Annotated in this window: 2 protein-coding genes; both read left to right on the plus strand. The window is 73.5% G+C overall.

Annotated features, from left to right (window positions below; all coding sequences use genetic code 11):
• The first annotated feature begins 783 nt into the window (after positions 1 to 783).
• Positions 784 to 2,649: a WG repeat-containing protein gene (locus ACWCO3_RS32755; protein WP_450013795.1), complete on the plus strand. Its 1,866-nt coding sequence runs from the start codon at positions 784 to 786 to the stop codon at positions 2,647 to 2,649.
• Between the two features lie 44 nt (positions 2,650 to 2,693).
• Positions 2,694 to 3,692 (plus strand): aldo/keto reductase family protein, encoded by a 999-nt coding sequence (locus ACWCO3_RS32760; RefSeq protein ID WP_357831913.1) that lies wholly within the window; start codon positions 2,694 to 2,696, stop codon positions 3,690 to 3,692.
• Positions 3,693 to 3,700 lie beyond the last annotated feature (8 nt).

The raw sequence follows: 3,700 nt of genomic DNA on the forward strand, positions 1-3,700 counted from the left end.
GCGCCAGCCTCGCCGGCGGTACAGCTCACCCAGTCCGAGCAGCGCGTGGATGAACCGGCGGGAGCCTTTCTGCTGGTACCGACGGCCCCGACCCCGACGGCCCAGAATCCCCCGGTGGAGGACGTCGAGCTGACGCTTCCGCCGGCCCCCGGCACGCCGCGCCGCTACGTACCCCCGCCGCCCTCGGAAGAGCCGGTGGCACCCCTTCGGGAGCCGGACGAGGTTCCGGGCACCCGCGGGCCGGACGCCTGGTTCAGCCCCGCTCAGCAGGGCGAGCCCGAGCAGAGCCAGCCGGCGTCGGACCGGCCGTCGTCCGACGACGAGTCGACAGCCGACGACCTCGACCTCGTCACCGCGTCGGGCACGACAGACCAGGACGTGTCGACGCCGACATCCCACGGCTATCCGACCGACGAGCCCATCGGCGGGTCGACCTCGACCAACGAACCCGGGCCGGTCTCCGCGCCGCCCGCCCAGCCAACCGCCGACAGCACACCCAGCTGGGCGGACGAACCCGCCGGCGACGCACCGCCGCCCGTCGAACCGGCTACGGCGGACGACGACCGGCCGGTCTCCGGCGTACCCGCCGCGGTGACGCCGTACCACCAGCCCGAAGCCGACGCCGGCCACGAGCAGGTCACGCCCGTCGAGGACGCCCGCCCTGTCGAGCAGCGGCCGGACGGCGAGGCAGTCGCCCCGCACGAGTACTCGTGGGACAGTGTGGACGGCCCGAGCACCACCGGACCGGCGGACGTCTGGCGACCCGAGACGACGTACGACGACCTGGACGAACCCGTCTCGGCCCCTCCCGCGCCGCCCGTCTCCGCGCCGCCCGCATCCCCGGCGGCACCCGTGTCGGTCTCACCCGTCTCCGCGCCGCCCGCGCCACCGATCTCGGTGGAACCCGTGTCCGCGCCACCCGTGCCAGCCTTCACGGCCCCCGTGTCCGCGCCGCCGGTTCCCGTAGAACCCGTGTCCGCGCCGCCCGCACCGGCCGAGCCAGCCTTCACGGCCCCCGTGTCCGCGCCGCCCGTCTCCGCACCGCCCGCGTCGGTGATGCCGACCTCCGCACCGCCCCTGCCGACCCCCACAGCGCCCGTCTCCGCGCCACCGGCCGCCGCAGAACCAGACTCCGCGCCACCGGCCGCCGCAGAACCAGACTCCGCGCCACCGGCCGCCGCAGAAGCAGCCCCCGTCTCGGCACCGCCCGCGTCGGTGGTGCCGACCTCCGCGCCACCCGTGCCGACCTCCGCGCCGCCTGCCTCGGCCGTTCCCAGCCCCAGGAGCGGGGACGACGCGCCGGTGTCCGCACCGCCCGCCGAGGCCGCTCCGGTGGCTGCCCGCCCGTCGCTGGCCGACCCGGGTGACCCGGAGCAGGTCCTCGCGGCGTACCGCTGGCGGTTGGACCCGGTCACGCTGCGCGAGGAGTTGACGGAACCGGACGACCTGCGGGCCATCCGGCGACGACTGACCGAGAAGTTGGGTTCGGCGGTCGACAACCGTGCCCGCGCCCGGCTGCTCAGCCTCCGGGCGGTGACCTCGCGGATCCTGGGCGACCTGGACGACGCGCTGGCTGACGGTCGGCTGGCTCTCACCTACGCCGAGGCGACCGGCGAGTTGCGTCGGACCGCGCTGGCCCAGGCCAGGTTGGCGCACGTCCTGCGCTGGCGCGGCGACTTCGCCGAGGCCGACCAGCTCTTCGCCCAGGCCAACTCGGTCGAACTACCCGACCGGCTGCGGGCCGCGCTGCACGAGCACGCCGGGCGGTCGTGTTACGACCAGGGGCGGCTCATGGAGGCCTGCGAGCACTTCGAGGACGCGCTCGACCTGCGCGGCGCCGGCGACGCCGAACTGCTGGGGCGGATCCGGGTGGCGCTCGACGCGGTCACCGTCCGGGCCTCGGCGGGCGGCTTCGGGCCGTACCCCCGGGGTCGTGACGAGGTGCTCGACCGCGACCGGCCCCCGCTGCCGGAGCGCGACGGGCAGCTGTGGGGTTACACCGGTCCGGACGGCGACCTGGTCGTTCCCGCCCGGTACGCCGAGGCGCAACCGTTCCACGACGGGCTGGCCTGGGTCCGCCGTCCGGACACCGACCGGTGGTCGCTGATCAACCTGCTGGGTACGACGGTGATCCCGCCGTCGTTCCGGGCGGCGCATCCGTTCAGCGATGGGCTGGCCTGGGTGGTCGGCGACGGTGGCTGGACGGCGATCGACGCGACCGGCACGGTGCAGGTGGCGCCCAACTTCGCCGAGGTACGGCCGTTCCGCCGTGGGTTGGCCGCGGTCCGGCGCGAGGGGTGGGGGGCGGTCGACCGGACCGGCCGGATCGTCGTGCCCACGCGCTACCACGGGTTCGTCACCGAGTTGGCCGACGGCCAGCAGGTCGACGGTTTCACCGAGGAGGGCCTCGCGGTCGTCGACGTGGCCGGACGGCGCGGCGTGGTGGACCGCACCGGCACGGTGCTCGTCCCCCCGGCGCATCCGGTGCTGGTCATTCACCCGGTGGCGTTCCTGGTCGCCACCGAGACCGGGCGGTGGGGTGCGCTGGACCGGCGTGGCGCGGCGCTGATCGACCCGGTGCACCGCGACCGTGCGGAGGTGCTGGCGGAGATCGACCGGCTACTCACCGACGCCAATCCCGTGCTGTGAGTGGCCGGTCGACGTTAGTGATCTAGCGGAGTTAGGGTCGGTACATGGAATTCCGACACCTGGGCCGTTCCGGCCTGCTGGTCAGCGAAATCTCGTACGGCAACTGGATCACCCACGGTTCCCAGGTCGAGGAGGACGCCGCGTTCGCCTGCGTCCGCGCCGCCCTCGACGCGGGAATCACCACCTTCGACACCGCCGACGTGTACGCCGGCACCCGGGCCGAGGACGTGCTCGGCCGGGCGTTGCAGAACGAGCGCCGCGAGGGGCTGGAGATCTTCACGAAGGTCTACTGGCCGACCGGGCCTGGCCGCAACGACCGTGGCCTCTCCCGCAAGCACATCATGGAGTCGATCAACGGCTCGCTGCGCCGGCTGCGCACCGACTACGTGGACCTCTACCAGGCCCACCGGTACGACTACAGCACCCCGCTGGAAGAGACGATGGAGGCGTTCGCCGACGTCGTGCACTCCGGTAAGGCGCACTACATCGGCGTCTCCGAGTGGACCGCCGAGCAGCTGCGCGCCGCCCACCCGCTCGCCCGGGAGCTGCACATCCCGCTGGTCTCCAACCAACCTCAGTACTCGATGCTGTGGCGGGTCATCGAGACCGAGGTCGTGCCTGCCAGCGAGGAGCTGGGCATCGGGCAGATCGTCTGGTCGCCGATGGCGCAGGGCGTGCTCTCCGGTAAGTACCTGCCGGGCCAGCCGCCGCCGGCCGGTTCCCGCGCCACCGATGAGAAGTCCGGCGCGAACTTCATCTCCCGGTTCATGAACGACGATGTGCTCACCCGGGTGCAGCGGCTCAAGCCCCTCGCGGAGCAGGCCGGGCTCAGCATGGCCCAGCTCGCGGTGGCGTGGGTCCTGCAGAACCCGAACGTCTCGTCGGCGATCATCGGCGCGTCCCGCCCCGAGCAGGTGCACGACAACGTGAAGGCGGCCGGGGTGAAGCTCGACGCCGAGCTGCTCAAGGCGATCGACGAGATCGTCGAGCCGGTCACCGAGCGGGACCCGTCGAAGACCGAGTCCCCCGCGCAGCGTCCCTGACGCCGGTC

It is taken from the genome of Micromonospora sp. NPDC002411 (genome assembly GCF_053592955.1).